General features: G+C 58.8%; 26 protein-coding genes and 1 pseudogene. 13 read left to right on the top strand and 14 right to left on the bottom strand.

The features are described from left to right. Positions 1-17 precede the first annotated feature (17 nt). Positions 18-638: a LysE family translocator gene (locus ISN39_RS30055; protein ID WP_194731577.1), complete on the bottom strand. Its 621-nt coding sequence runs from the start codon at positions 636-638 to the stop codon at positions 18-20. A 16-nt stretch (positions 639-654) separates the two neighbouring features. Beyond that, positions 655-1584, bottom strand: a complete 930-nt coding sequence (locus ISN39_RS30050) for an NAD-dependent epimerase/dehydratase family protein (protein ID WP_194731576.1) — start codon at positions 1582-1584, stop codon at positions 655-657. Positions 1585-1694: 110 nt separating this feature from the next. On the opposite strand from ISN39_RS30050, the gene ISN39_RS30045 reads away from it, so the two are divergent. Both ISN39_RS30045 and ISN39_RS30040 read left to right on the top strand, forming a co-directional pair. Next, positions 1695-2573, top strand: a complete 879-nt coding sequence (locus ISN39_RS30045; protein ID WP_194731575.1) for a LysR substrate-binding domain-containing protein — start codon at positions 1695-1697, stop codon at positions 2571-2573. 836 nt (positions 2574-3409) lie between these two features. Beyond that, positions 3410-3946 (top strand): hypothetical protein, encoded by a 537-nt coding sequence (locus ISN39_RS30040; RefSeq protein ID WP_194731574.1) that lies wholly within the window; start codon positions 3410-3412, stop codon positions 3944-3946. 77 nt (positions 3947-4023) lie between these two features. Here ISN39_RS30040 and ISN39_RS30035 read toward each other — a convergent pair whose 3' ends face one another. Further along, the gene (locus tag ISN39_RS30035) at positions 4024-4224 is read right to left on the bottom strand and encodes a hypothetical protein (protein ID WP_194731573.1); all 201 of its coding nucleotides are present in this window, start codon (positions 4222-4224) and stop codon (positions 4024-4026) included. 12 nt (positions 4225-4236) lie between these two features. On the opposite strand from ISN39_RS30035, the gene ISN39_RS30030 reads away from it, so the two are divergent. The 4 genes from ISN39_RS30030 (at position 4237) to ISN39_RS30015 (ending at position 7655) form a co-directional block, all read left to right on the top strand. Continuing rightward, on the top strand, positions 4237-5640 hold the full coding sequence (locus ISN39_RS30030; RefSeq protein WP_194731572.1) for a PLP-dependent aminotransferase family protein: 1404 nt from the start codon (positions 4237-4239) through the stop codon (positions 5638-5640). Positions 5641-5789: 149 nt separating this feature from the next. Next, positions 5790-6185: a DUF983 domain-containing protein gene (locus ISN39_RS30025; protein WP_194731571.1), complete on the top strand. Its 396-nt coding sequence runs from the start codon at positions 5790-5792 to the stop codon at positions 6183-6185. Positions 6186-6492: 307 nt separating this feature from the next. Then, the gene (locus tag ISN39_RS30020; protein ID WP_194731570.1) at positions 6493-6924 is read left to right on the top strand and encodes a SyrB-like regulator; all 432 of its coding nucleotides are present in this window, start codon (positions 6493-6495) and stop codon (positions 6922-6924) included. A 119-nt stretch (positions 6925-7043) separates the two neighbouring features. Continuing rightward, positions 7044-7655, top strand: coding sequence for a hypothetical protein (locus tag ISN39_RS30015; protein WP_194731569.1), 612 nt, complete (start codon positions 7044-7046; stop codon positions 7653-7655). A 197-nt stretch (positions 7656-7852) separates the two neighbouring features. Here ISN39_RS30015 and ISN39_RS30010 read toward each other — a convergent pair whose 3' ends face one another. Together ISN39_RS30010 and ISN39_RS30005 are read right to left on the bottom strand one after the other, a co-directional pair. Beyond that, positions 7853-8533 (bottom strand): DUF6064 family protein, encoded by a 681-nt coding sequence (locus tag ISN39_RS30010; protein ID WP_194731568.1) that lies wholly within the window; start codon positions 8531-8533, stop codon positions 7853-7855. Beyond that, a complete protein-coding gene (locus ISN39_RS30005) occupies positions 8533-9453 on the bottom strand; it encodes an aldo/keto reductase (RefSeq protein ID WP_194731567.1) in 921 nt (306 codons plus the stop codon). The genes ISN39_RS30010 and ISN39_RS30005 overlap by 1 nt, the downstream gene beginning before the upstream one ends. A 391-nt stretch (positions 9454-9844) precedes the next feature. Here ISN39_RS30005 and ISN39_RS30000 point away from each other — a divergent pair. Then, positions 9845-9928, top strand: a pseudogene (locus tag ISN39_RS30000) (transcriptional regulator); the annotation flags it as partial. A 123-nt stretch (positions 9929-10051) separates the two neighbouring features. Further along, positions 10052-10270 (top strand): hypothetical protein, encoded by a 219-nt coding sequence (locus ISN39_RS36925; RefSeq protein ID WP_074073006.1) that lies wholly within the window; start codon positions 10052-10054, stop codon positions 10268-10270. 400 nt (positions 10271-10670) lie between these two features. On the opposite strand, the gene ISN39_RS29995 is transcribed toward ISN39_RS36925, so the two are convergent. Beyond that, a complete protein-coding gene (locus tag ISN39_RS29995) occupies positions 10671-11492 on the bottom strand; it encodes a DUF1206 domain-containing protein (protein WP_194731566.1) in 822 nt (273 codons plus the stop codon). Between the two features lie 156 nt (positions 11493-11648). Between ISN39_RS29995 and ISN39_RS29990 the strand changes: the two genes are divergently transcribed. Next, positions 11649-12464, top strand: a complete 816-nt coding sequence (locus tag ISN39_RS29990; protein WP_194731565.1) for a pirin family protein — start codon at positions 11649-11651, stop codon at positions 12462-12464. Positions 12465-12483: 19 nt separating this feature from the next. Here the strand turns inward: ISN39_RS29990 and ISN39_RS29985 are convergent, their stop codons facing one another. Continuing rightward, the gene (locus tag ISN39_RS29985) at positions 12484-13950 is read right to left on the bottom strand and encodes an MDR family MFS transporter (RefSeq protein WP_194731564.1); all 1467 of its coding nucleotides are present in this window, start codon (positions 13948-13950) and stop codon (positions 12484-12486) included. Positions 13951-14326: 376 nt separating this feature from the next. Continuing rightward, a complete protein-coding gene (locus ISN39_RS29980; RefSeq protein ID WP_022714004.1) occupies positions 14327-14824 on the bottom strand; it encodes a cupin domain-containing protein in 498 nt (165 codons plus the stop codon). Between the two features lie 426 nt (positions 14825-15250). Between ISN39_RS29980 and ISN39_RS29975 the strand changes: the two genes are divergently transcribed. From ISN39_RS29975 to ISN39_RS29960, 4 genes are all read left to right on the top strand, one after another. Next, the gene (locus tag ISN39_RS29975; protein WP_156886575.1) at positions 15251-15472 is read left to right on the top strand and encodes a hypothetical protein; all 222 of its coding nucleotides are present in this window, start codon (positions 15251-15253) and stop codon (positions 15470-15472) included. Between the two features lie 566 nt (positions 15473-16038). Next, positions 16039-16248, top strand: a complete 210-nt coding sequence (locus ISN39_RS29970) for a cold-shock protein (RefSeq protein WP_003588915.1) — start codon at positions 16039-16041, stop codon at positions 16246-16248. Positions 16249-16379: 131 nt separating this feature from the next. Continuing rightward, positions 16380-16604 (top strand): hypothetical protein, encoded by a 225-nt coding sequence (locus ISN39_RS29965; RefSeq protein WP_074071378.1) that lies wholly within the window; start codon positions 16380-16382, stop codon positions 16602-16604. Between the two features lie 486 nt (positions 16605-17090). Further along, complete coding sequence (locus ISN39_RS29960; protein WP_074071379.1) at positions 17091-17366, top strand: hypothetical protein; 276 nt, start codon at positions 17091-17093, stop codon at positions 17364-17366. A gap of 261 nt (positions 17367-17627) precedes the next feature. Here the strand turns inward: ISN39_RS29960 and ISN39_RS29955 are convergent, their stop codons facing one another. The 6 genes from ISN39_RS29955 to ISN39_RS29930 all read right to left on the bottom strand — a co-directional run bounded on the left by ISN39_RS29955 (position 17628) and on the right by ISN39_RS29930 (position 23202). Next, positions 17628-18083, bottom strand: coding sequence for an RpiB/LacA/LacB family sugar-phosphate isomerase (locus tag ISN39_RS29955; protein ID WP_194731563.1), 456 nt, complete (start codon positions 18081-18083; stop codon positions 17628-17630). A 12-nt stretch (positions 18084-18095) separates the two neighbouring features. Further along, complete coding sequence (locus ISN39_RS29950; protein WP_194731562.1) at positions 18096-18866, bottom strand: triose-phosphate isomerase; 771 nt, start codon at positions 18864-18866, stop codon at positions 18096-18098. Beyond that, positions 18863-19639 (bottom strand): DeoR/GlpR family DNA-binding transcription regulator, encoded by a 777-nt coding sequence (locus tag ISN39_RS29945; protein WP_194731561.1) that lies wholly within the window; start codon positions 19637-19639, stop codon positions 18863-18865. The genes ISN39_RS29950 and ISN39_RS29945 overlap by 4 nt, the downstream gene beginning before the upstream one ends. Positions 19640-19738: 99 nt before the next feature. After that, a complete protein-coding gene (locus tag ISN39_RS29940; protein ID WP_194731560.1) occupies positions 19739-20674 on the bottom strand; it encodes a sugar-binding transcriptional regulator in 936 nt (311 codons plus the stop codon). A 72-nt stretch (positions 20675-20746) separates the two neighbouring features. Then, positions 20747-21679 carry a TIM barrel protein gene (locus ISN39_RS29935; protein WP_074071384.1) on the bottom strand — a complete coding sequence of 311 codons (933 nt, stop codon included), beginning with the start codon at positions 21677-21679 and terminating at the stop codon, positions 20747-20749. Positions 21680-21690: 11 nt separating this feature from the next. After that, complete coding sequence (locus tag ISN39_RS29930; RefSeq protein ID WP_194731559.1) at positions 21691-23202, bottom strand: glycerol-3-phosphate dehydrogenase; 1512 nt, start codon at positions 23200-23202, stop codon at positions 21691-21693. Positions 23203-23228: the final 26 nt, after the last annotated feature.

Genomic DNA, 23228 nt, shown 5'->3' with positions numbered 1-23228 from the left:
GTCCAACTTGCTTCAGCTCACAGAAGGGTAGCGAGGAGGATGCCACTGCAAATTAGCAAGGCGATGCCGCTCAGCAGATTGAGGGTCGCTCCCTGGAAAACGGCCCTTGAGAGGCTCCGGCTGAAGAGCCGGACCAAGAGCGTCAACGCAGCAAAGTAGCATAAATTAACTATCTGAAAAATCGCGCCCAACGCATAGAATCCCAGTAAGGTTGGCTGGTGGCCGAGCGGTAGAAATGCGGGAAAGAAGCCTGCGAAAAATATAATCGGTTTGGGATTGGAAAGCGTCAGCGCAATTCCCTTGGCAAATTGGTGCCGAGGCGGAACAACTTGACCGCGTTTGTCCATGCTGCCCTGGGAACTCAACGCCTGCCTGATCAGCCCTATTCCGATGTAGGCTACATAAGCTGATCCAAGGACCTTGATTGCATCAATTAGAAAAGGCCATTGGGCGACGAGGGCCGCAAAACCTAGGCCTGCACATGTAATAAGGACTATGTCGCCAACGACAATTCCCGCAATGCCTCCGGCGGCGGCGGCAATGCCCCGTCCGGCCTGTCCCATCACATAGAAGGTTGCTGGGCCTGGCACGAGGATTACGAGGCTAGAGGCAAGCACGAACGAAGCGATCGTTTCCATTGCGAACATGCTGGGCCTACCGTCCGTGCTCGAGCTGTGCGGCAATAACACCGGGCAACCACTGGGAAACATCTGGCGCTTTGTAGCCGAGAGAAATAGCCCTCGCGCTCGACATCGCGTAATCGGCCGGGAAGTCATATGGACTGAGTACTGCGGCGCGGCTAATCCCGGTCATGGACTCCGATTGAGCCTCTCTTCCCATGACTGATGCGACGGCTTGATGTATCTCCAGAGCCGTCAACGTGCCGTTCGCGCATGCATTGATCGCACCAGTAAAGGTCTGCTGCCCAGCCCAGTAAAGAAAGTCGGCAATTCCGGCGGGATTGAAAAACGAACTCTTGCCCTTGTTGATCGAATAGAAGAGCGGCCGGCCGCTGGATACCCGATCAACATAGCTTCGAAGCCGGCCGGTGAAATCGTCCGGCCCAGACAGAATATGCCCGATCCGAACGCTGACCACCGGCAATATGCCAGACTGATGAAACCAAACCTCAGCAGCGCGTTTGGCCTCCCCGTAGAGGCTTTCGGAGTATGTCTCGTCGCGCCAGGGAAAATCGGGATTTGTGCGCTCGTTGCTTAGATCGATGAGATCTTCGTCGAACGGCGCTTTTTTGGCCCAGAGCAATTGCGCATAGACCTCGATGGTCGACGCCATGATGTAACGGCCCACTCTCCCGGCGAAGACAGATTCCGATATCCGAGCGTCGAGCGGACTGTAGCACATCTGGTCGAAGATGACGTCATAGTCTCCTCTTCCAGCGAAAGCACGGTCCATGGCATCTTCGTCGCGCCGGTCCACCGTGACGCGGCTAACGGTAGACCCGAAGTCGTCCGAGGTGATCCCCCGGGTCGCCACGGTTACGTTGAGGCCAGCTTCGAGAAGCCGCCTTACCAACAGCCGGCCGAAAAAACGGGTTCCGCCAATGACTAAGGCATTTTTTTGCATGGTGGTTGTAGCTCCTGAATTAATCCTTGATTCCCATGCATCTGTTGACTGCGCAACCGACAAATACTAAGCCAATGAATAAGAATTTCTATGTCTTTATGGACTGACAAATGCGCAGCCTGGCGGGACTTATTGACTTCGAATGCGCCGCGCGCTGGCAGAGCTTCAAGCTTGCGTCGCTTGAACTTCATAAGACGCCGGCTGCCGTGAGCCAGCAGATCAAGACTCTTGAACAAACGCTGGGCTTCCCCCTGTTCGAGCGGCACCCGCGCGGCGTGACGATTACCGATAAGGGCAAAGAACTTGCCGAGACTGTTGCCAAGGCAGTTCTGCTACTCGACCAGAAAATAAACGACCTTGCTGATGGCGGCGGCGACCGGGTGCTACGGGTTTCGACGACTCATTCATTCGCAATGAAATGGCTCATCCCAAGACTTCCGCGCTTCAACCTCGCCTATCCAGAGGTCGACTTTAGGCTGGAGGCGACAGATGAACCGGTACCGTTGAACTCGGGCAAATGTGACGTCGTGGTACGACATGCCAGGTATGAACCGCACGCGGCAGACGACCTGACGTTCCCGGATCGCTTCGTGATGGTCGCGAGCCCAAGCCTTCTTGAAAGGACAGGGCGCCCGGACCTCTTGATCGATGACATAGATGGCCTTCCAATAATCTATGAAGGTTCAACGCACCCTTGGATGCTATTGCTGGAAGCGCGGGGCATGCTTGGGAAGACATTGTCTTTCACCCGAGCCTTTAGCCATGCTGGGTTGCTCGTCCAGGCGGCGGTTTCGGGTGACGGGGTGGCACTGGTATCTGCAGCGATCGCGTCTGACGACATTTTGGCGGGCAGACTTGTTATGGCTGCCGATCTGTTCGTTCCGTCGTCCTACTGCTACAGGGTGCTGACTGCCTCCTCTAGTGCCACTAAGATCCAGGTGAAGCATTTCCGATCATGGATCGGCGAGGAAATGAGGCGATGCACTTAACCATGAGTCCGTTGCTCTACGAGTTCCCCAGATTCGTGATCCCTGCGGAAATGGCCGAGAGAACATGGCTGACCAAATGGATCCACCGCCACTGCACTCGATACTTTTCCCCAATTGTATGCCTCGCATGAGAAAAATGCTCGGAAGTTTGACCCCTTTCGGCGCAGAATATTGACCCTTGCGGAGGCAGGGTATCTCATTTCTTCGATTGCTGAATTTAGCGGGCTGTTGGGGTCAATGTTCAATGCAGACGGCGAACGTCTATGCCGAAACACACTCGTCAACCATGCCTTCGCGGCGGAGCCGTCATTCAGGCGTTTCTCCAGCTCTTGAATGCTCGAAAACACCTCGTCGGACGTGGGCGGAGTTTCAAAATCATGGCAGACATGCGCTCGTAGTCCGCCTCCAGCCGCTTGTGCACGTCGGCGCTCGGCACCAGCCGATAGGTTGCAGGCATGGCCGGTCGTATCGATGATCGGGCGCCCGAAACTTTAGCTCCTTGTGCTGTCGGCTCGCCTCGGCGAGCTCGCGCTTTGAAGCCGTTGCGACACCATAGTCGGCATGAGTCCAGATCTGATGGACATCGAAATACTGGCGCGAGTGCCGGTCGAGGTCGGGCACTGTGCGCGACGAGTCCGTGTCAGGGGGGCACTTCTTGGTCATTTCTGTCATGGCGGGCAGAGCCTTCGCCACTCTCCGCCACTATTCCACCGCCATGACGCAAAGGTAGGCTGGATTGCGGAACGTCCAGAAGCGGCAAAAATTATCTTTTGTTAATTACAGGTCTCGCTGACAAGGTTCTATCCTGTCTCGCTGCAGGTCGAGAACCGCCGGCGATGAGTGACCACCGCGACACGACGGAACTGGACGACACTGCAGACGGGAGGATGAAAAGACAATCGTCCTCCAAATTCGGGAGATGCAAAATGCGCTCTTTGATCGTCAAGACGGCGCTCACCGCCATCCTTATATCTGTCCCACTAGCAACCGCCTTCGCTGCGTCCCATGCTTCCCGTAATTCGCACGGTGTGCGCGCCGGCGAGCATGATCGTCGCGATCATTGGGTTCGGACCGAGCCCGGCGACGATGACCCGCTGGTGGATCCAATGCCGATGTTCATCCCCGACAGCCGATTGCACACCATACTTGCTGAGATCCGTGCCGCCGACGGCCGTATCGCGGCTGACAGGGGCCGAAGGCTGCTCAGCGCCGCTGAAGTTCGTGATCTCCGTTCGGAAGAAGCCGCGATCCACAGGCAAGCCATCCAGATGGCTCTGAGCGACGGCATGATATCCCCGTTTCATTATCACGTGATAGAGCATCAGATCGCCAATCTCGATGGAGCGATTTCACGCGAGGCCCGCCACGCCTGACCGCTATCATCGCGCACCTGAAAGCCGCTCCTCTGGGCGGCTTTTCTCTTCCTTATAAGTGTTTTGAACTGGCAAGGTCAGATGTGGCCGGCGCCGATCGTGGCCGCGCTCAGCAAGCGGCCAATTTTTGCAAGCCGTGGCGGCGGGTGGCTCTGCGTCTCGGCTGCCAATCGCTTGAGTGGGCTGAACTGGCCGACATTCGCATCGGAGTTTGAGACATTCTTCGTGACAGAGGGAAGTTGCAACAATATACAGTCAATGTCGATGAAGAAGGACATGGCGATATTCCGATGAAAGACTGGCGACCCGACCTCAGCCGCAGCAACAGCCCCCGCTACATGGCCATCGCCGACCTTATCGAGAGGGATTTGCGCAGCGGTCATCTGGCCATCGGTGATCGTCTGCCGCCGCAGCGCGAGTTGGCGAAACATCTGCATATCGATTTCACCACCGTCGCGCGTGGTTATGCCGAGGCGCAGAAGCGCGGCCTGGTGGATTCGCACGTTGGCCGCGGCACGTTCGTCACTGGCGGGGCCGACAAGGAGCGCCGGGGCTTTGGGTCCGACACCGCCCCGGATCCGCGCCGTACGTCTGCAATCGACCTTTCGATGAATATGCCGCCGGAGCCAACCGATCCGGAATTGATCACGCGGATGCGCGAGTGCATCTCGGCGGTGACTTCCAGCCTTATCCCGCTTCTGCGCTATCAGGGATTTGGCGGCTCGGGCATGGACAAGGAGGCTGCAGCCGCCTGGCTCAGCCGTCGCGGCCTTGTCCCTTCGCAGGAGCGTATTTTCGTGACGCCCGGCGCTCACCCGGCGCTGCTGGCGATTTGCGGCCTGCTGGCAAAGCCCTCTGAAACCATCCTGTCGGAATGCATCACCTATCCCGGCATCCGCTCGATTGCGGCGCAACTGCGTCTCAATCTTTCGGGTTTGCCGATGGACGCTGACGGCATTTTGCCCGACGCCTTTGCCGAAGCCTGCGAGAGAATGAAACCCAAGGGGCTCTATCTCAACCCGACCCTGCAGAATCCGCTTACCCTGACTATCCCAGAGCGGCGGCGCGAAGAGATTTGCGCGGTGGCGCGCAAATATCACGTCCCGATCATCGAGGATGACGCCTATGGCTTCATTCCGCTGCATGCGCCGCCGCCGTTTGCAGCAATGGCGCCGGACCTCACCTGGCATATCGGCGGCTTGGCGAAATGCATCGGCGCCGGGCTCCGGCTGGCCTATGTCGTTGCACCGGATACCAAGGCGATCTGGCCCTTCGTCAGTGCCATGCGTGCCAACAATGTCATGGCGTCGCCGCTCAACATGGCGCTTGCCACGCGGTGGATCGAGGATGGCACCGCCGATGCCATCCTTCGATTCATCCGCAAGGAGGCAGCGGCACGCCAGGAACTGGTCGCAGCCATCCTTCCGCCCGGTAGCTATCGTGGCGATCCCATCAGCTTCAACATCTGGCTGCCGCTGACGAACGGCTGGACGCGGTCGACCTTCGGTAGCCACATGCGCGCCTCGGGCATTGGCGTCGTTGCCAGCGATGCATTTACGGTCGAAGGTCAGGCGCTGGAAGCGGTGCGCGTCTGCCTTGGTGGCCCTATCGACCGCGAAAAGCTGCGGGGTAGTCTTGAATTCATGGGGCACGCACTCGAAGGCTCGCCTGAACTCGCGGCGTCCTTCTTCTAGGTTGTTCCGCATGTCAATTGATCCGAAGTGAGAGCACCGCGGCAATATGCCATATCGCACCAATTGGAGAAATGTACTTATTTTGAATGCAGTCAATGAATTCAGTCAATACATGCATACGTGCATGCACTGTATAAGGATCGTTCGTCATGCAAACGGAGTGGCCACCAATTCCGCCGACGACAACCGGGCTCAAAGGACGATGCCCGCGCTGTGGCCAGGGGCACATTTTCAACGGCTTTCTGAAAATTAGGCCCGAATGCGAAGTCTGCGGCCTCGACTACGGTTTCGCCGATCCGGCGGATGGTCCCGCATTTTTCGTCATCTGCTTCGCTTGCGTGCCAAGTGTCCTGCTCGGCGTGTGGCTCGAGATCCAGTACAGCGCGCCCTTGTGGGTCCATCTGCTGGTCACCGGTCCCTTTATGCTGGCTACTTGTATCCCGCCCTTGCGGCCGCTGAAGGGATGGTTGGTCGCCAGCCAATATTTCTACAAGGCGGAAGAGGGCAAGCTAGCCCGCACCTCTCCTGCGTCGAAAGAGGTTTAAGCCCCGTTCCCGCCGCATACGCAAAACTGGCTCATGCTATTGGCAGCCGGGCACACTGAATTCGAAACCTCGATCAAGCTACTTGAGAGCAACGCGCATAAATCGGCGGCGTTACTCAAGCTCAATTCAGATCGCTGCCCGTGGTTCGAATACGCTCAAGGCGAGCGCGGGAGCGTTAGCTGCTTCGCCAATCTTCTTATACGAGCGTTGGCGCCGCGTCTCAGCGTGAGCTATCCATGGCGCGCTCATGTTGACTCCGTCTTTCACTCAGCTCAAAAGAACTCTTGCCTACAGAGGGAGATAACTGATGGCTGACGAGAACAATACGGGCTCCATTACCGAAGTCGCAGAGAAGGATGCAACGGCAAAAGTGCCGGCGCCTAAAAAGCCGCGCGCACCACGGGACCAGAAGGCCTCTGCCGGAGCAACGGTAGCTGCATCACTTGGGAAGACTGCGCAGCTGCCGAGTGGTCGCAGGAAGCGTGCCGGGCAGGCAAAGCTGACGCCCCAAGAAACGCAAATCACTGGCAAGAGCACGAGCAAGGACGCCATCAAGGACACCGGTAGAAAGCGGACGCCAAAGCAAATCGCGCAAACAGCCAAGACGCCGCTACCAGCTCTCGATGAGATGGCAGATCTTACTCAGCTTGAAGAAGAGAATAAAAGGCTTCGCAAAACCCTGGCAGATAAGCTTCGCGCGGAAAATACCGATCTGCGCAAGCGGCTCGGGCTCGTCTGATCGACTAGGGTGGGAGCGATTGGGCGATCGACGGTAGAAAAACTCGCCGGCCCCAGTCGCGAGCCCGGATCTAAAGCTGCGGCAACGCCCTGCTGCGGATTGCTCGAGGTTGAAGCACTATGAAAACACCATGGAAATTCCTTGCTCAATTAGCGTCGCGAAGACGGCCGACAGAAACACGAGAGAGTTCGGTTGGGAATGATGCTGATACCGAGGCGAGCGAAAGCGGCGTACGACACGCCTCGGCGCTTTCGTCAGACTCAACGGAAGTATCTGTTCGTCCTGACCACAATGAGAATCCTGCTGTTGATCTAGTGGCAACGACGACTTCAGATGAACCCGACAGCGATCTCGATGTTCCCCAGGCAATCTCGCCGCCAAACGATGGGGAAGAGGTCCAGAGGCCCACTCGTCATGAGATTAGCCGACCCGGTGCCGATGCGCATGCGTTGGTGCCGGAAAGCAAGCCAAGTAAAAAATCTCCACGAAAACCGCGGACAAAGCGGCCAGAACGCCGCCCGAAGAGAACCCGCGCCGACATGGTTTCGGGGAGCGCTACCATCGCAAACAGTGATCAAAGCGCGCAATCCTCGTCCCCTCGAGAGGCTTTCTTCGATGAGGTGGCAAGCCTGGACGAGGAGATCACGCAACTGAGAATCCAATTAGCGCAAAAGCTGCATTTGCAGAATGTTCAGCTTGTAAGGATGCTTGAGCGATTCGACGGATCGTGAGCCTACCTATCTCCTGGCGGTTGCCCGGACAAACCGGGTGGCCTGGATGGCAGAGATATCACTATCGACGATCCGCGCTCCGAGAGGATCACGCCAACATCTCCGCATAGCTGTCGCGGCAGTGGCTTGCAGAAGGCGCTCTCCACTGGCGGGCGGTGCCGGAGAGCGCCTTCCTTCACGCAGCGGCATCGCAATAATCACGCGGTCGGTTGTCGCTGGTCGATGATCGCTCCGATGCAGGCTGCAAGCGTGAGCGCTACGGCCGCAAAAGATGCCCATGCCTCCGGCGCTCCCATGCTCCAGAGGGTTAGGCCGCTCAAGAAGCACCAGAGGAGGGGGATCGGAAGGAGCAGAGGTAAGAACTTGCTGCGGGCGAGAAGCAGAAAGCCCAACGTTCCGATCGCTGTCGGATCGGGCGCGACGCCAAAGATCTCGGACGAGGTCCAGACCCGTCCCTGCAGCGGCGCAAGCAGCGGCTGCCCGGCGAGCGCGAAGGCGAGAAGCGCATATCCCGTCCAGGCGGCGGGTCCGCGCCGGCAAAAGACAAGACCGTTAAGCAGCGTGCCGATGACGAAGAGCAGGAGGGCCTCAACGGCAAATGCGGGTGCGACGTAGGCGGCGGTCCAGTTTATGGTCGCGTAACGGTTCCATAGAAAAGACCATCCGACGAGGGCCCAAAGGATCGCGAGAACGAGCGCGACGAAGCGCCCGGAGGCAGAAGACTGTCGCACGATAAGGGTAACCATTGCAAAGCCGGAAGCCAGTGTGAGCACCTGTAGCGGCCATAGGATCGCATTGTGCAACTCGAACATCCGCCAGTAGACGCGTGGCGAAAAGAGCAGAAAATCCTCAAGGCTGTAGGTCCACCATTCCGACATCAAAGATCCTGCACATGGGCAACCATGCGCTCGCGAGTGGCGGCATCTGGCAAGGGGCCTGTCGCCGCCGCGACGTTCTCACGCACATGGTCGGCACGGGTCGTTGCTGGGATCGCGACGGTGACGGCCGGGTGGGAGAGAATGAATTTCAGGAGAAACTGAGCCCAACTCGATACACCTAGTTCGGCCGCCCATTCGGGCATAGGTTCGCCGTCGAGCCGGCTAGTCAGCGCGCCTTGCCGGAAGGGCCGGTTGATGATCACGGCAATTCCACGTTCGGCCGCCAGCGGCAGGATCCGCTCTTCCGCCTCGCGATCGATGATATTATAGGAGAGTTGCACAAAATCGATGGCTTCGTGCCGCATGATCTGTTCAACAAGATCATGACGGCGCCCTTCGGAGGTCGTAATCCCGACATAGCGCACGGAGCCAGCCGCCTTCATTGCGAACAGGGTTTGCAGATGCGCCTCCCAGGCAAGGAGGTTGTGGACCTGAATGAGGTCGAAGCGCGGCACATCCCAGAGACGGCGGGATTGCTCGATCTGGCTTGGACCGTCAGCGCCCGCGGACGTCCAGACCTTCTCCGCGGAAAAAAGCGCCGCCGGTTGCCCGAGCTTTTGCAGGCCATGGCCGATGACTGGCTGCGATGATCCGTACATGGGCGAAGAGTCGATCATGCGTCCGCCAGCCTCGAAGAAGGCTGCGATGACGTCCGCGCATTCGTCCCTAAGCGTCGGATCGTCGCCGACATTGAAGGTGATCCAAGTCCCAAGTCCGACGGCCGGAATCGCCTCGCCCGTCGAAGGGATGCGGCGCGCGACAGGCCGCTGATCCTGGGAATGTGCCAAGAGCGGCGGGAAATTTATTGCGGCCATCACAGCTAGGGAGGCCTGCACCAGCATTCGACGTGTCGTCAGCATCCGGTCTCCGTGATATCGGCGGCAACTGGCGAACCCCATGAGGCGATGGCCGATCTCGATCGTCTCGGGCTTTTACCGGGATTTTAGAACGTTGCCGAGGGTCTGCAAAGCGTCGGCCGCAGCCGATAATATAATGATACCCGCCGGCAGTCGTTGTGGACTTCGCCGAGCAACGGCTTTCAGCGACTCTATGGCGGAATGGAATGTCGCGAGGCGCACGTCGTATCATCTCGGACGCGGACGCATGCGCCCTCGCTAGGACGCGAAGCCGAGCCGCCGGACACGTTGCCACAATCTCGCCTATGCCCACCGCCCAGGAGCTTGTCTTCAGAAAGTACCGTCTCGAGAGTTGGCCAAGGCTGGCAGCCACGAGTTCCCGTTCCGCGGCGCCGAATGGACCGAAGGCCCGCCGAACCGGGCCTTCGAGCTGAAGCCGGTGAGGGGCATTGAGTTCCGGTTTGGATTAGGGGTTGCGTGAAACAAGGGCAATCTGCGCCGCGTGAGGTAACTTCGCTCTTAGATGATGCGCGATTGACTCCGACAACCTTTGTGCGACTGTGCGCGAACCGGAATCACTTGCCAGAAAATGTCCGCAACCATGACACCCGAACGATTTTCCGAATGCCTTCTGCACATCCGTTGGACGCCGATCAACATTGCGTCCGCGCTTCAATGCGAGTTGTCATGGATCGAGGCGCTTGAAGCGGGAAACGAGGAAATTCCAGAGGGTCTGGCAGCTTGGTTGGAGACGCTGGCGCAAGCACACGAAGCTCTGCCGCCACCAAAGACATATCGCGGCAAGAGGTCTCAGTTATAAGCAGGGCGCCGGAACGGTATAGCGCTGTGAAGCTTGGCGCACTTGCATCCGACATAGGTGCGCCCGTACAGGCCTCCTTAAAACGTTCTCTCGCCCGCGCCGGGTCGACCGCCACTCTCCATCTCGATGAAATCTTCCTAGATTCCTGCAGCCGTATGCTCCTCTTCGTCACATGCTTGCTTGTGAATTTTCCCAGAAGTTTGACCCCTTTCGGCCCAGAACATTGACCCTGGCGGAAGTAGGATATCTCATTTGTTCGATTGCAGATTTAAGCGGGCTGTCGGGGTCAATGTCCAATTCATACGGTGGGGTCAAACGCTATGCCGAAACACACTCCGACTGCGGCAAGGAAGAATAACTATGGACAAAGTTATGGGAGCCGACCTCCGGGAAAGTACTATCAGGAGCCCGCAATCGAGATCGAACGCTTAGCGTCCGCCAACGATAGACCAGAAATGACGCGGTACCGTGCCTCCACAAGATTGTATATTCCGAAAGCTGCCAACCCAAAGGCGACGGCGATGTAGAGGAAGGATCCTAACGGAAGCTGGAGGAGCCATTCCAGGGCATCACCCATGCTTCCGGCTTGTCCCGGATCCACTCGGAAACCTGCATATGCGAAAAGTACGCCGGTAACCACAAACACTACGCCGCGAGCGACGAGACCGTAGATGCATACCAATGTCACGATACGCTTGCTATCAGGTATCTGAACGTAGCGCTCGAACTTCCTGGTGATGCCCTTCACAGCCGTCACGATCCCGCCGATGACCAAGCCAGCCCCAACGGCGATCGCAAAGTAGGAACCGAACGGCTGCGACATAATCCATCCTGCCAGACCCTTCTCACCGGAACCCTCGCTACCTCCTCCCAGGAACAAGGCATTCCCAAGTGCGTATCCGGCTAGCCCGAGATAGGTGATGGCGCTGCCGAGGAGCGCGGCCCGGATCGCCAAAGCCTTTCCGTCCCTCCCGTGGCCGTCGCTATCCGCTAGGGACTGGGCCAACCTCCAGGCAACAAATCCTAGCAGACCGAGGCCAATCAATCCGACCCAGACGCGGCCGAGCGGCTGGCCAAGGAGCGTTGAAAGCGCGGACTTCGTTTCTGGTCGGCCCCCCTCCATGCCGGAGAAGAGGGCGAGCCCTGCCACAAGGAGAAAGACCACGCCGCGCGCCGCATACCCGCCTTTGGCAAGTACATCAAATCGAAATTCTTTGGTCATCGGCGTTCCCTGTCCGTCGCAATGCGCGATGTTAACGCGCCAACCCTCCGAAAGTTTGCTGTTCGCAGAGGTCCCCATGGATCGTAGACATCGACCTCCTTTGGTGGATAGCTAGTGGACCTGTGCCGTCACTGCCTTACAGGCATGGAGGATGCGATGCTGCGCAAGGGCGAACGGACGTTCGTGGTACGGGAAACGGGAGGTTTCGTCGCGCACCTCAACATGCCGGGGTGGCTGAATCCGAAGCCGACCGATCATGGCCAAGGCCCTCTCGCCATGGTCGTTGAATCCATCCTCGATCCTGGTCGCCTGATCGAGATGCACGAGCATAAGAACGACGAAATCATTTCCTGGGTGCCCGAAGGCGTCATGCGTCACAACGACAAGGCCGGTGGCCGACTGGTAATCGATCGCGATCATCTCATGGTGATGAATGCCGGAGTAAGCTTTTGGCATTCCGAAGAGACGCTGGCATCCGATCCACCTCTGCGGATGCTGCAGATATTTGTTCGCCCTCGGGCGGCCGATCTCGAGCCGAAGATCCAGCACGGACCGATCCCGGTGACGGCGGCAAACTCCTGGCGGCACCTGGTCGGTCCGGAAGGGGAGGAGGCGCCATTTTATGTCCGTAACGCGATCGACTTCTTCGACGTGCGGCTGGATTCGGGCGCACGGGTGAAGTTCCCGCAAAAGCAAGGCCGGGACCTCTATTTTTACGTCTTCAGCGGTTCCGTGGTCGTCGATACGCAGACCTTTGCCGGAGGAGAGCAGGGGCTTCTTTCATCTGATGATAACCCCGAATTAGAGGCGAAGGCTTCAAGCAAGTTGGTCGCCTTTCTTCTGGATTCGAACGCACCGGTCACGAAGCGCGGGACTGTTGGCGACCATAAGAAGATCCCGTCGTCAATCGTCATTCGGGCGTTCCTGCGATGGCGGAAACTTCGCCACAGGTGGCGTCTTTTCGGATCGTGATCGACCGGAGATCGCTGCCTCAGGTCTCTTGCTGCATTTCCCGACGTTCCAAGGGTCGCGGAACAAACAGGCAGGCTGGAACGATCAATAAGGCAGTCACCAGCATGACCAAGAAGGTAGAATGTAGTGCATGCTGAAGGACGAGCCGGAGCTCTTCTGCACTAGCGACGACGGCACCCGTGCCATTCAAGAGCGCCCGCAGTTGCTCCGGCGTTATCGCCTGGCCGCTGGCGGTGTGCGCCAGGCCATATGTCAGTACTGCACCGAGCACGGCTGCGCCGAGCGTGCTACCGAGGTTGCGCGAGAAGACGTTCGAGGCGGTAGCACTGCCGCGCTCAGACCAGTTCACGCTTTCCTGAGTGAGGATCAAGGCACAGATGTTGAGCAATCCCATGCCGAAACCCATCACCAATGACCCAGTGCCAGCCAGGACAGCCGAACTCGAGGGCGTCAGCAGAACCAGCAGGCACGTGCCCGCCGGAATGCAGACGCTGCCGGCGATCATGATGGGTCGCAAACCGAAGCGGGCAAACTGACGGGATGCGATCGTTGCACCGCAGGGCCAACCCAGCAGCAACATGGTCAACGCGAAACCTGCCACGAGAGGCGAGCGGTTGAGAACCGTCTGCACGTACATCGGAAGGAAGGTCGTCAGACCCATGATCGACATACTTGCGAAAAAGACCGCCAGATTTGCGAACGCTATCGGCCGTTTCAGCCACAGGTCCGGAGCGACCATGGGCGCCTCGGCACGACGCTCCTGCCAGATGAAAGCGGCCAGAGTGACGATAAAGACGACGAGGGCAGCGATGGCTTGGCCGGAAACGGCACTTTCCATTTCCGTCAAAGCAATCATCAGTGAGGAAATCGAAACGGCGAAAAGTGCGGCGCCGAGCACATCGACAGAGACCACTCGGCTCCGCTTCTCCTCGTGCAAAAACAGTATGAACCCCAATGCGGCGAGAAGTCCGACCGGCACGTTGATCCAGAATACCCAGGCCCATGGGAGATTGTGAATGATCAGGCTGCCGAGGAGCGGGCCGACGACGGCCGACAGCGCCCACACGCTTGCGAGGTAGCCTTGGACCTTGCCGCGCTGGTTTCCGGGAAAAAGATCGGCAACTACCGTCATGGCGACGGGCTGAATCGATCCTGCACCAATACCCTGGAGCAGCCGAAAAGCAATCATCGACGGCATCGACCATGCGAAGCCGGCAAGCACGGATGCGAACAGGAACAATCCGATACCCAGGAGGATCATCGGTTTGCGGCCATAAATATCCGCGAGCTTGCCGAATACAACGGTTGTCGCCGTCTGCGTCAGCAGGAATGACGAGAAAACCCAGGAATAGAGGTTGATCTGCCCCAGCTGGGCGGCGATTTGCGGCATCGCCGTCGAAACGATCGTTGCTTCGATGGCAATCATCGCCATGCTTGCCATGATCGCGACCACAACGAGCCCGCGATGGGAAGTTTTTTCAGGCATAGATGGCTCTTCAGAAAAAAGGGGGGCCGTGAGGGGCTTGGCAGCGATGACGGGCTATTGCATGAGGACCTAACTACTCCTCAGGTCCCTCGCGTCAAGCAACGATTTGAGCGCTACCCAGGCTGCCAAGCAATATCTATTCCTGCCGATCATCAGCTCTTGTTCGCAGGCAAGCAGAGACGCGTTGGACTTAAATTGCGATGGAATCAGAGAGTTGCTGACCAAAATCAGGTACGAAAGCACCATGGATCGCAAGTGAATCGCCGGATTCGACTGAGCAGACTGACGTCAGCTTGGAGATGCGTCTTAAGCGCGCGGATGACCGAACAAAGCGAAACTCCTCGACATTATTCCGTCCATGCGCGTTACCGATCAATCACTCGCGGTGGATTGGATCAATCCAGCGGACCTCTTCCGGCTTTTCGACCGGTTCGATATCAAGGTTGACGACCACCGGTTCCTGGCCCGAGCGGACGAGGACGCATTCCAGGGTCTCGTCCCGACTGGCGTTGATTTCTTGATGGGGAACGAATGGCGGCACGTAGATGAAATCGCCAGGACCAGCTTCAGCCGTATACTGAAGCTCCTCTCCCCACCGCATCCGGGCTTTGCCCTTGACCACGTAGATGATGCTTTCGAGATCGCCATGATGGTGAGCGCCGGTCTTGGCATTGGCATGGATCGTCACGGTGCCGGCCCAGATCTTCTCCGCTCCGGCGCGCGCCTTGCTGACGGCGGTGGCGCGGTTCATGCCAGGTGTCTGCGCCGTATTCGGATCGAGCGAATTGCCGGGAATGACTTTGACACCATTCTCGCGCCAATGGTCTTGCGCATGATGGTGCTGGTCGTCGTCGTGATTGTGGTCGTGAGTCACTCTATTCTCGATTCTCGTCTGTTTTGGGATCTGGTTTGCTCGGTCAGGCGGCCTCCCGTAGGTTGAGTTTGCGAACAGCGTCGATGACATCGGCAGGCTCGGTGCGGACCAGCCGGCCGGGTCTGACATCTGATCGACAACAATGGTCGCCTGCATCGGCAGTTCCCAGTGCCGGTACACCGTTCACCTCGCCGATCGGAGAACCACTGGCGATCGAAGACCGCTTCGCTGGTTCGTCGAGAGTGTAGATGATACCGAAGCGGTGACCAAGCCTATTGTCCGTATCGCTGGCGTTCGGAAAATCGAACTTGTGGCGCTCGCCAATCTCGGCCGACCTTAATCAGTTCGAGTGGTTCGACGGTATCGCCGGCCTTGACGAGACCGTCGCGGTTGCTCGTGTCGACCAGCAATTGACGCTGATCGACATTGATCTTCAGTTTATCGGGCGCCATCTGGTGCGTCGGCAGCTCACGTCTTACCGAAATCGAGGCGGCGCGGCACTATGGCAGCCGCTTCGTGACCGCCGCGGGATCACGCCCGGCGAGTCGAAGCCGCCGCTCTCCGCATATTCCAGACGGATCGCGGATCGTCGTCACCCTCGTCTGCGACGGCCTCGATCCCGGCATCACCCGCCGGCACATGACCTGACCGCGAGACTAGCAGGAACTATGGCATCCGCTCGTGCGGCTCCATTGGGTGCTTGCAGGAGCGGACTGCCGTTCCTATCTCAATTGCGGGAGCGTAAGAGGAGTGAAAAAAATGGCCCCGTCATCAGTTGAACCTTCCTGTTACGAAATCGAGATATTGCCGCCGCAACGATGCGGGCCGTCGCAGAGCTCCTTTATCTGTCTGTGTTGCCGCCGAAGCCAGCTTATGGACCCGGACGGCTGCGGAATCTGCGACGATTGCCTGAGCCCTGGCCTGCTTCCTGAACGCCCTTCGGCAGTTCACAGCACGATGTTCTCCGAGAAGGTCGCCCTATCACGTGTAGGGGGTGGCGAGAACAACTAAAAGATGACGTGTACATCAACGACAAACTAATAGTTGACGACGCGGCTTAGGTCAGTTATATGACTGATTGTCGAATTTTGCTTGCTAGCTTGGTTATCGCGCGATTGGCACCGCGGCCTGAACGAACTTCCTTTCAAAAATCGCTATCCCGTCCGCATCGCTTGGCGCTGCGGTTCTTCAATATTGCTATGAAAGGGTTCATCATGACCACTGGCACAGTTAAATGGTTCAATTCCACCAAGGGCTTCGGCTTCATTCAGCCGGACAACGGCGGCGCTGACGCCTTCGTTCACATCTCTGCCGTCGAGCGTGCCGGAATGCGCGAACTCGTCGAGGGCCAGAAGATTGGTTTCGATCTCGAGCGCGACAACAAGTCGGGCAAGATGTCGGCCTGCAATCTTCAGAACGCTTAAATCGATATCTGCTTTCCTTTGACCACGGATGTACTGGCACTGCCGGAAGCAGGTTATCAATTCGGGGCCAGGCGATTTGCCTGGCCTTTTTGCTTTCGCTCGCGCGTCGAGCCTGCCCTATCGGAGCCAAGATGACAGAGACCTACAGCAAATCTCGCCAACAGGCGGAGATTGCCTTCGGCAGTATCCAGACGCAGTTCTTCGCAAAGAACAAGGCGGTCGAAGAGCTCGACTCCGTTGCCAAGTCCCGAGAGGCGAAGACCTTACGGCTTCGTGAGGCGCGCCTTGCAAGGGAACTCAATGACCCCGTGTTGGCAACCTCCGCCCTGCTTGCAAAACGCGCCAAGGCCAGATGACCGCTATCACACCCCCATTTGGATGAAAAATAACGAGCTTTCAGACCGGCGCGCCGAAGCTGCGGGGGCCAAGTCAGCTCAGCTTAACGCATATCGTGTCGCAACGACTGTGGCCGAGCCCGATCGGGGTGGCAAGGCAAGGCCGAGCGCACGACGGTTGCTGCGGCGCGGGATGCTCGACGCCTCGAGCGCACGCGACTGAAGCTCGATGAGCGGAGCCGCCTGAGATGGAAGCAACTGGCTGCTGCGCTAGCCGAAAATCATACCCGGGAGAGCCGAAAAGGTTCGCATCGCAGGTATGCCAACCGCAAGGCAAAACAAGCGTAGTTGATCGGCGGCGCTCGGAGATCGCCCTCGCTGAGACTTCCCCGCATCGCACTGTCTTGAACGTGAAGCACCCTGGAGATGCACTTGTGCGGTTGGGGGGGCACCAACTGCATTGGCCAGAGGCTTGCTGACAGTTCACTCACACCAAAGGAAGCTTCAATGGCACAGGATACGAAGGAACTTCAGTCGATCAATACGGCCTGGCAGATCGCTATCCAGGAAATTCTGCGCATGGTTATCAGAGACATGTATCACGGCGGCGGCGAGGCTTCATTCAAGACGCATATCAAGCGTATCGAAGAGGCAGCCGTGGAAAGCATTTACACGGACCTGAGGCTGCGGGGGACAGATGAATGGACGGAAGTCCTGGTCAAGGAAAGGGCGAGTAATTTCGTTACGACCCTGCTGACCTCGTTTACATATGATCGGGCATGACAACAGCTGCTGGCAATCTCCAGCCGGCTCTGCCGTGAGCAGTCCGGGAGCAAACGAGCTAATGTCATCCTCTTCAGGCCGCGCCGGCCACGCGGCCTGTGAGCTGCTTCTGAAATTGTCTGCAACGATCGTCGGTCAGGCGGATGTGGAAGTGGAAAGCGGGGCTTCCCGATCGTCGTAGCATGCCCATGGCGCACCCGTGCCGCTCTGACGATCGTGGCATTGGGCAATCTCCGGATCCGGCTCCATCGTCTGCATGGATTAACGGGCCTTGTACTTCGCGTCGAGATCATCCATGGCTTTCACATTACCGGCAGACCGACCGTTCTCGTCGAAGGTATGGGCAAGAAACGCATCAGCGATCGACTTTGCAAGCTCCGTTCCGATGACGCGAGCTCCCATCGTGATAATCTGCGCATTATTGGAAAGCGCGGCGCGCTCGGCAGAATAGGTGTCGTGCGTCAGGGCGGCGCGGATGCCCGGAACTTTGTTGGCCGAGATGCAGACGCCGATGCCGGTGCCGCAAACGAGGATCGCTTTGTGGTAGGTGCCGTCGATGACGCCTGAGGCGACGCGGTCCGAGAGGTTGGCGTAGAAAGGATCGGCACCGGCGCTGGTGTGCGAGACTTCGTGCACTTCGAAGCGGTCTTTTAGATGGTCGGCCAGTACTTTGGCGAGGCCTTCGCCGGCGCTGTCTCCTGCAATGGCAAGCTTCATGCTTCTTTCTCCTCAGAGTTTGGCGGCGCATTTTGTCAGGATGTCGAGGTAGCCTTCGACATTCCAGGCCGAACGGCCGATGAAGAGCCCGTCGATATGCGGGCTCACGATCAGTTCTTCGCAGTTCTGTGGGTTGACTGACCCGCCATAAAGGCAGGGGATCTTCCGGCCGAGCACAGCTTCGGCAACGGCGATTATTTCAGACTGGCGGGCATCTGCGTAATCCGCAGTCGCCGGAATGCCGTTTTCGCCGATCGCCCAGACGGGCTCGTATGCCAGCAGGATCTCGGCGCTCTTCTGGCCGCTCGAAAGTTTCGAAAGTGCAACACGCACCTGGGCCGCTAGGATTTCGGCAGCCTTCCCGCTTTCACGGTCGGAGAGCGTCTCGCCAATACAGATCAACGGAATGAGACCGTGGCGAACGGCCGCTTCGGTCTTCAGGCCAACTGTCTCGTCGGTCTCTCCAAAATGTTCGCGCCGCTCTGAATGGCCGAGCTCGACGAGATCGAGATCGCAGTCCTTCAGCATCACCGGCGAGACTTCGCCCGTCCAGGCTCCCTCTTCGGCCCAGTGCATGTTCTGCGCGCCGACCTTCACGGACGTCTTGGCAAGCATCGCCTTGACCTCGCGTACCGCCGTGAAGGGCGGAATCACGAAGCGCTGGATGCGCGGGTCGCGCGCGGCATCCGCGGCTTCGAGGCCGCGCGCGAAATGTTGAGCTTGCGCAAGCGTCTTGTTCATCTTCCAGCTGGTGCCAATCCAGAAGCGCGGTTTTTCGGTCATGTCGGATCCTGCGTTGATGCGATGGTGAGCGTAATGCCCGCCTGCTCGAATTCCGCCAGGAAAGCAGCATCCGGTGCGATGTCGGTTATAACGGCGTCGAAATCGGCGAGATCCGCCATGACATGCAGTGCGGTATGGCCAATGCGCTGGTGGTTGACCAGGAGGCAGGTCCTGGCCGACGACGCGATCATCGCCCGCTTGGCGCGCACGACGTTGTCGTCCATGTGGTAGGCGAGCCTGCCGCTGACGGCCGGTGTGGAAATGAAGCCGATGTCGGCCCTTAGTCGCGACAGTGCCTCTTCGGTGACGACGCCGAGATAGGCGTTGAACTTCGCCGAATAGATGCCCCCGAGCGCGATCAGCGTGATGCCGTTTTCGCCTTTCAGCCGCTCCATGATCGCCGCGTTGTTGGTGATCAACGTCAGCGGACGCTTCTGCAGCAACATTTCCCCGAGCACGGCCGCCATTGAGCCATCGTTTACCATCACGGTCATTCCCGGCTCGACCAGTTCCAGCGCGGTCTGCGCCATTGCGAGCTTGGCCTCGGTGCCCTGGCGCTCGCGAATGCGAAAGTCGCTTTCGAACTGCATTCCGGCATCGATGGTCGCGCCCCCCCGAACCTTGCGCAGGACACCCTCCTGCTCGAGATCGTCGAGATCGCGATGGATCGTCATCTTCGACACGGCGAAGCGATCGGCAAGGTCGTCGAGATCGACGGTCTTGTTTTCGACGAGCAGGTTGACGATCAACTGCTGCCGCTCTTCCCGCCTCATCCCGGTCTCCGCCCTCGTTTGATATCAAAATAACGATTATCTCGTGATAATCAACACTACTTGTGTTATTTTGCGATGAAAACTTGTTGTCTTGATATGCTACTCCAACAGTGCCTGCGCGGTTCGCTCGTCCGTTATAAGCCCGAAAAGGCGGCGGCTGTTGAGAATTGCCCGGATGGCCGGCACCTTCGCCTGTCCACCCGCCAGCGCCACAAGCCGCTCGCTCGTGGTTTTGGGGAATGACGCGGAGAGCGTGCGCGCTGTTAGCGTCGTCTCAAGGATGTGGCCGTCGGCGTCGAAAAAGTGCCCGAGGATTTCGCCCACACCGCCTGCGGCGGCAATGTCCTCCATTTCACGGGGCTCAACCACACCGGACAAAACAAGCTGCGCCTCTGCATCGACAGTCCCCAGGCCAACGAGCTTCAGATCGGCGTTGTTGGCCAGATCGAAGACTTCTTTGACGGCACGCTGCGCCTTCAACACTTCGCGGTCCTCGCCGGTATTGGCGAAGAAGGGAACCGGCATGACATAGGCATGGGTACCGGTCTTTTCGGCGATACGGTGCATCACGTCATAGGGATTGGCGCCGTAGTTTCGTGTCAGGCCGCCAAGCAACGAGACGAAGCGCAGGCTCTTCGCGTTCACCCTCGGCATATACTGGACGGCGGCGGAAAGCGTGCGGCCGTGACCAAGGCCGATGACCGTATTGTCGCCGCGCTCGATCTCGCGCTTGAGATAGCCGGCGCCTGCATGGCCGAGAGCGCGAAGCGGTAAGCCTTCCTCGCCGAGATCGGGTGCGACCTCGCAATATTGGAGCCCGAACCGTTCGGAAAGCCGCATCTCCAGCTCGACGCATTCGACGATATCCCCGTCGATGGTGACTTTGACGACGCCATCGGCAACCGCTCTCGCGATCAGGCGATGCGCCTTTACCGATGGCACGCCGAGGCGCCGGGCGACGTCGGACTGCGTTAGCCCGCCCGCATAGTGAAGCCAGGCAGCACGCACGGCCAGCGTATCATCGGCGTCCGTCATCACGGTTCCCTTTCGAATGTCACAGGCGGCGATTCCGCCGCATCGCAGTGCTGCCTTTTAAAGATGCCCGCCTTAGATGTTCAAGTCGGCGACGCCAGTATCGATATGCGGCGCCCAGAAGGCGACGCTTTCGGCGATCTGCGGGATGACCTGACGATCGTTCGGCTCGCGTTCCTTGAAGGAGAGTTCCAGGCAAATTTCATTGTCCTTCGCCCCACCTTCGGCAAGTGCCTGGAGCAGAGGCGCGGGCTGAATGCGGCCCTTAGCATTGAATTCTGCAGTAAAGGGCCGGTGTCCGCCCTTGTCCATCAGGCTCTGCTTGATGTGGATGATCGGCGATACCGGCGGGACGGCGCGTGCCCAGGCATAGGGGTTGTAGTCATCGGGGTTGGGGGAGGTGATGTCGCCATGATCGATATCCGCCATCATCCACATCGGGATGGCCAATCCGGCGGCTGCCAGCCGCTTTTGCAGCGACAGGCATGCGGCAATCGTCTCTCCGAACTCGCGACCGATGCTCATCGGTTCCCAGAAGATGCAGGAAAGGCCTGCGGCGCGTGCGTGGTCGGCTATCTCGGCCCAGCAGTCGATCGCGATCTTGACCAGTTCCTCGCGTCTGACCGGATCGTCGAAGTCCTTGTAGGTGAAGATTGCAAACTGCGTTCCGACGGAGTGGCCGCCGAGATCGGCGGTGATGTCGGCAAAAGTCTTGAACCATTCAATGTAATAGCGGCGCACATCGGCATCTGGATGTCCGAAGTGGTTGAGGCGACCATAGGGCCCCGTCATGCCTGATGTGATCCGCACACCCGTGCGCTTCAGCGCGGCGTTCATCGTGCGCGCCAGACGGCGGATCACGGGCGCCTGCCAGCTCGGATTGATGAATTCGTGGGTCAGCTGGAGGTCGCGGATCCTCAAGTCTCGCGCGACCGTCTCGATGAGGTCGTCGGGGTCTGCGAAGCGGTTCACGAGTGGATTGGTATTGAGCGAAAGGGTCAGCGGCATGGCAATATCCTTCAAGCTGCGGCAAGGCGGATTGAAGCAAACCACTCGTCAAAGGCTGCACGTTCCGCTTCGCTCAGATGCAGGTAATGCTTGGTGCGGCGGTAGAGGATGTCTTCGGCCGTCGCGGCCCATTCCGTCGCAACGAGATAGCGGGCCTCGGCCTCATAAAGCTGCCCGCCGAAATGCCGCCCGAGCCCTTGGATGCCAGTCGCACCCGCAATCACATTCTTCGTGCGGGCGCCATAGAGACGGCCGTAGTGATGCACGAGCTTGCGCGGCATCCATGGATAGGCATCGCGCAGGCTGTTGGCGAAGGTCTCGTAGTCGGCATTCGGAATTTCGCCGCCGGGCAACGGCGCCTTCTCCGTCCAGTCTCCGCCCATGTTCGGAAAAATATGCCTGAGACGTTGCATGCCCCGTTCGGCAAGTTCACGGAATGTGGTGATCTTACCACCGAAGACGTTGAGCAGAGGAGCGCCGCCCGTCTCGTCGAGATCGAAGACATAGTCGCGGGTAACGGCGGACGGATTGCCCTTGCCGTCGTCGAAAAGTGGACGAACGCCGGAGAAGCTATGCAGCACATCCTCCCGGCGTAGCTTCTCCTTGAAGTAGCGATTGACCGCCTTCAGCAGATACTCGATTTCCGCATCGTCGGCGGACACATCCTCGGCGCGGCCTTCATAGGCGATATCGGTCGTCCCGATCAGCGCCTTGTCGCCCTCATAGGGGTTGATGAAAATGACGCGCTTGTCGTGGTTCTGGACCAGATAGGCATTGGAGCCGGCCCAGAACTTCGGCACGATGATATGGCTACCCTTCACGAGACGGACGTTGCGGCCGGAGTTCGAGCCGGTGACACGATTGATGATGTCCATCACCCAGGGGCCGGCGCAGTTGACGAGACATTTTGCGCGGAAGGTTCGCGTCTCTCCGGTGAGGCTGTTTTTCGTCGTAACGATCCAGCTGCCGCTCTCACGACGCGCCGAGATTGCTGCCGATCGAGTGAGAATAGTAGCGCCCTTTTCCGCCGCGCTGACCGCATTCAGGATCACGAGGCGGGCGTCATCGACCCAGCAATCGGAATACTCGAAGCCGCGCGTGTATTGATCGAGGATCGGGGTTCCCTCCGGATCGCGCAGCAGATTGAGCGTGCGTGTCCCCGGCAGCTTTTTGCGGCCGCCAAGGTGATCGTAAAGGAACAGGCCGAGCCGCACGAGCCACGCCGGACGATCCTGCGGGCTGTGCGGCAGGACGAAGCGCATCGGCCAGATGATATGCGGCGCGGCATTGAGCAACACTTCACGCTCGATCAGCGCCTCGCGCACCAGGCGGAATTCGTAGTATTCGAGATAACGCAGACCGCCATGCACCAGTTTGCCCGAACGAGACGAGGTTCCCTGTGCCAAATCGTCCTTATCGCACAGCGCGACTTTCAGCCCGCGGCCCGCAGCATCGCGTGCGATTCCCGCGCCATTGATGCCTCCGCCGATGACGAAGAGATCCAGGAGGTCGGGTTCAGTCATGTCATGCTCCTTCGATGCCTGCTGCA

The organism is Rhizobium sp. 007 (assembly GCF_015353075.1).
GTDB lineage: Bacteria > Pseudomonadota > Alphaproteobacteria > Rhizobiales > Rhizobiaceae > Rhizobium.
Note: the sequence above shows the minus strand (reverse complement) of the source record. Positions and strands in the feature narration are given on the sequence as shown.

Bases quoted from the DNA above. Each gene is read 5' to 3' on its own strand.
- ISN39_RS30020 (WP_194731570.1), top strand. From the start codon at position 6,493: ATGGCTGACGAGAACAATACGGGCTCCATTACCGAAGTCGCAGAGAAG.
- ISN39_RS30025 (WP_194731571.1), top strand. From the start codon at position 5,790: ATGCAAACGGAGTGGCCACCAATTCCGCCGACGACAACCGGGCTCAAA.
- ISN39_RS30040 (WP_194731574.1), top strand. From the start codon at position 3,410: ATGAGTGACCACCGCGACACGACGGAACTGGACGACACTGCAGACGGG.
- ISN39_RS29950 (WP_194731562.1), bottom strand. From the start codon at position 18,866: ATGACCGAAAAACCGCGCTTCTGGATTGGCACCAGCTGGAAGATGAAC.
- ISN39_RS30055 (WP_194731577.1), bottom strand. From the start codon at position 638: ATGGAAACGATCGCTTCGTTCGTGCTTGCCTCTAGCCTCGTAATCCTC.
- ISN39_RS30035 (WP_194731573.1), bottom strand. From the start codon at position 4,224: ATGTCCTTCTTCATCGACATTGACTGTATATTGTTGCAACTTCCCTCT.
- ISN39_RS29940 (WP_194731560.1), bottom strand. From the start codon at position 20,674: ATGACGGACGCCGATGATACGCTGGCCGTGCGTGCTGCCTGGCTTCAC.
- ISN39_RS30050 (WP_194731576.1), bottom strand. From the start codon at position 1,584: ATGCAAAAAAATGCCTTAGTCATTGGCGGAACCCGTTTTTTCGGCCGG.
- ISN39_RS29995 (WP_194731566.1), bottom strand. From the start codon at position 11,492: ATGACCAAAGAATTTCGATTTGATGTACTTGCCAAAGGCGGGTATGCG.
- ISN39_RS30005 (WP_194731567.1), bottom strand. From the start codon at position 9,453: ATGCTGACGACACGTCGAATGCTGGTGCAGGCCTCCCTAGCTGTGATG.
- ISN39_RS30015 (WP_194731569.1), top strand. From the start codon at position 7,044: ATGAAAACACCATGGAAATTCCTTGCTCAATTAGCGTCGCGAAGACGG.
- ISN39_RS29930 (WP_194731559.1), bottom strand. From the start codon at position 23,202: ATGACTGAACCCGACCTCCTGGATCTCTTCGTCATCGGCGGAGGCATC.
- ISN39_RS29990 (WP_194731565.1), top strand. From the start codon at position 11,649: ATGCTGCGCAAGGGCGAACGGACGTTCGTGGTACGGGAAACGGGAGGT.
- ISN39_RS29965 (WP_074071378.1), top strand. From the start codon at position 16,380: ATGACAGAGACCTACAGCAAATCTCGCCAACAGGCGGAGATTGCCTTC.
- ISN39_RS29945 (WP_194731561.1), bottom strand. From the start codon at position 19,639: ATGAGGCGGGAAGAGCGGCAGCAGTTGATCGTCAACCTGCTCGTCGAA.
- ISN39_RS29935 (WP_074071384.1), bottom strand. From the start codon at position 21,679: ATGCCGCTGACCCTTTCGCTCAATACCAATCCACTCGTGAACCGCTTC.
- ISN39_RS29985 (WP_194731564.1), bottom strand. From the start codon at position 13,950: ATGCCTGAAAAAACTTCCCATCGCGGGCTCGTTGTGGTCGCGATCATG.
- ISN39_RS30045 (WP_194731575.1), top strand. From the start codon at position 1,695: ATGCGCAGCCTGGCGGGACTTATTGACTTCGAATGCGCCGCGCGCTGG.
- ISN39_RS36925 (WP_074073006.1), top strand. From the start codon at position 10,052: ATGACACCCGAACGATTTTCCGAATGCCTTCTGCACATCCGTTGGACG.
- ISN39_RS30010 (WP_194731568.1), bottom strand. From the start codon at position 8,533: ATGTCGGAATGGTGGACCTACAGCCTTGAGGATTTTCTGCTCTTTTCG.
- ISN39_RS30030 (WP_194731572.1), top strand. From the start codon at position 4,237: ATGAAAGACTGGCGACCCGACCTCAGCCGCAGCAACAGCCCCCGCTAC.
- ISN39_RS29970 (WP_003588915.1), top strand. From the start codon at position 16,039: ATGACCACTGGCACAGTTAAATGGTTCAATTCCACCAAGGGCTTCGGC.
- ISN39_RS29955 (WP_194731563.1), bottom strand. From the start codon at position 18,083: ATGAAGCTTGCCATTGCAGGAGACAGCGCCGGCGAAGGCCTCGCCAAA.
- ISN39_RS29960 (WP_074071379.1), top strand. From the start codon at position 17,091: ATGGCACAGGATACGAAGGAACTTCAGTCGATCAATACGGCCTGGCAG.